Source organism: Fictibacillus macauensis ZFHKF-1 (assembly GCF_000269865.1).
In the GTDB taxonomy this organism is placed as follows: domain Bacteria; phylum Bacillota; class Bacilli; order Bacillales; family Fictibacillaceae; genus Fictibacillus_C; species Fictibacillus_C macauensis.
The window spans coordinates 1-3,357 of record NZ_AKKV01000048.1; the positions used below are offsets into that span (position 1 = coordinate 1).

2 rRNA genes are annotated in these 3,357 nt (G+C 52.0%); both read right to left on the reverse strand.

Going from position 1 to position 3,357, the window contains the following annotated elements:
- Positions 1–116 (reverse strand): 5S ribosomal RNA (rrf, locus tag A374_RS18825).
- Between the two features lie 87 nt (positions 117–203).
- A 23S ribosomal RNA gene (locus A374_RS18830) occupies positions 204–3,142 on the reverse strand.
- Positions 3,143–3,357: the final 215 nt, after the last annotated feature.

Genomic DNA, 3,357 nt, shown 5'->3' on the forward strand with positions numbered 1-3,357 from the left:
GCCCGGCAACGTCCTACTCTAACAGGGGGAAGCCCCCAACTACCATCGGCGCAAAAGAGCTTAACTTCCGTGTTCGGTATGGGAACGGGTGTGACCTCTTCGCTATCGCCACCAGACATATGAGAGATATTCCCTCAAAACTAGATAACTTTCATCCAAAAACCTGATTGGGTTTGTCACAAACTGTGACATATTCTTAAAGTAAGGATAAGCCCTCGACCGATTAGTATCTGTCAGCTCCACGTGTCGCCACGCTTCCACACCAGACCTATCAACCTCATCATCTCTAAGGGGTCTTACTCACTTGACGTGATGGGAAATCTCATCTTGAGGGGGGCTTCATGCTTAGATGCTTTCAGCACTTATCCCGTCCACACGTAGCTACCCAGCTATGCCCCTGGCGGAACAACTGGTACACCAGCGGTGTGTCCATCCCGGTCCTCTCGTACTAAGGACAGCTCCTCTCAAATTTCCTGCGCCCGCGACGGATAGGGACCGAACTGTCTCACGACGTTCTGAACCCAGCTCGCGTACCGCTTTAATGGGCGAACAGCCCAACCCTTGGGACCTACTTCAGCCCCAGGATGCGATGAGCCGACATCGAGGTGCCAAACCTCCCCGTCGATGTGGACTCTTGGGGGAGATAAGCCTGTTATCCCCAGGGTAGCTTTTATCCGTTGAGCGATGGCCCTTCCATGCGGAACCACCGGATCACTAAGCCCGACTTTCGTCCCTGCTCGACTTGTAGGTCTCGCAGTCAAGCTCCCTTGTGCCTTTACACTCTGCGAATGATTTCCAACCATTCTGAGGGAACCTTTGGGCGCCTCCGTTACAATTTAGGAGGCGACCGCCCCAGTCAAACTGCCCACCTGACACTGTCTCCGAACCGGATCACGGTCCTAGGTTAGAATTTCAATACAGTCAGGGTAGTATCCCACCGACGCCTCCATCGAAGCTGGCGCTCCGACTTCTTAGGCTCCTACCTATCCTGTACAAACTGTACCAAAATCCAATATCAAGCTGCAGTAAAGCTCCATGGGGTCTTTCCGTCCTGTCGCGGGTAACCTGCATCTTCACAGGTACTATAATTTCACCGGGTCTCTCGTTGAGACAGTATCCAAGTCGTTACACCTTTCGTGCGGGTCGGAACTTACCCGACAAGGAATTTCGCTACCTTAGGACCGTTATAGTTACGGCCGCCGTTTACTGGGGCTTCAATTCAGAGCTTCTCCCGTAAGGGATAACCCCTCCTCTTAACCTTCCAGCACCGGGCAGGTGTCAGCCCCTATACTTCGCCTTACGGCTTCGCAGAGACCTGTGTTTTTGCTAAACAGTCGCTTGGATCTATTCACTGCGGCTCTCTCGGGCGTTAACCCTATCAGAGCACCCCTTCTCCCGAAGTTACGGGGTCATTTTGCCGAGTTCCTTAACGAGAGTTCTCCCGATCATCTTAGGATTCTCTCCTCGCCTACCTGTGTCGGTTTGCGGTACGGGCACCTCTTTCCTCACTAGAGGCTTTTCTTGGCAGTGTAGGATCAGGGACTTCGGTACTATAATTTCCCTCGCATTCACAGCTCAGCCTTCACGATTGCGGGATTTGCCTCACAATCAGCCTAACTGCTTAGACGTGCACTTCCAGTCGCACGCTCACCCTACCTTCCTGCGTCCCCCCGTCGTTCAAACGGAAAGGAGGTGGTACAGGAATTTCAACCTGTTGGCCATCGCCTACGCCTTTCGGCCTCGGCTTAGGTCCCGACTAACCCTGAGCGGACGAGCCTTCCTCAGGAAACCTTAGGCTTTCGATGGACAAGATTCTCACTTGTCTTTCGCTACTCATACCGGCATTCTCACTTCAAAGCGCTCCACCAGTCCTTCCGGTCTGACTTCACTGCACTTCGAACGCTCCCCTACCACTGTACCTAACGGTACAATCCATAGCTTCGGTGATACGTTTAGCCCCGGTACATTTTCGGCGCGGAGTCACTCGACCAGTGAGCTATTACGCACTCTTTAAATGGTGGCTGCTTCTAAGCCAACATCCTGGTTGTCTGGGCAACTCCACATCCTTTCCCACTTAACGTATACTTTGGGACCTTAGCTGATGGTCTGGGCTGTTTCCCTCTTGACTACGGATCTTATCACTCGCAGTCTGACTCCCGCGGATAAGTCTCTGGCATTCGGAGTTTGACTGAATTCGGTAACCCTGTGGGGGCCCCTAGTCCAATCAGTGCTCTACCTCCAGGACTCTAGCCGCGAGGCTAGCCCTAAAGCTATTTCGGGGAGAACCAGCTATCTCCGTGTTCGATTGGCATTTCACCCCTACCCACACCTCATCCCCGCACTTTTCAACGTGCGTGGGTTCGGGCCTCCATTCAGTGTTACCTGAACTTCACCCTGGACATGGGTAGATCACACGGTTTCGGGTCTACGACAACGTACTATTTCGCCCTATTCAGACTCGCTTTCGCTGCGGCTCCGCTTTCTTCAGCTTAACCTTGCACGTTATCGTAACTCGCCGGTTCATTCTACAAAAGGCACGCTGTCACCCGTTAATGGGCTCCAACTACTTGTAGGCACACGGTTTCAGGATCTGTTTCACTCCCCTTCCGGGGTGCTTTTCACCTTTCCCTCACGGTACTGGTTCACTATCGGTCACTAGGGAGTATTTAGCCTTGGGAGATGGTCCTCCCGGATTCCGACGGGGTTTCACGTGTCCCGCCGTACTCAGGATCCACTCAGGAGGGAACGAAGTTTCAACTACAGGGCTATTACCTTCTTCGGCAGGCCTTTCCAGGCCGCTTCATCTACCCCGTTCCTTTGTAACTCCATGTAGAGTGTCCTACAACCCCAGAGGGCAAGCCCTCTGGTTTGGGCTGATTCCGTTTCGCTCGCCGCTACTAAGGAAATCGCATTTGCTTTCTCTTCCTCCGGGTACTTAGATGTTTCAGTTCCCCGGGTCTGCCTTCACATATCCTATGTATTCAGATATGGATCCCATCCCATTACGGATGGTGGGTTCCCCCATTCGGAAATCTCCGGATCAACGCTTACTTACAGCTCCCCGAAGCATATCGGTGTTCGTCCCGTCCTTCATCGGCTCCTAGTGCCAAGGCATCCACCGTGCGCCCTTTCTAGCTTAACCTTATTCACACACTCGTAAGAGTGATGTGTTTAAAACTAATCAATCAGCGCACAACGATTACTCGTTGGCTTTATTTTTGGATGTTTCGTTATCTAGTTTTCAAGGAACATCTTATATCTTTTTCAAGAGACAGCTTTAATAGTCTACCATTTAAAAAAGAAAATGTCAACAGCATTTTCTAATGGTGGAGCCTAGCGGGATCGAACCGCTGACCT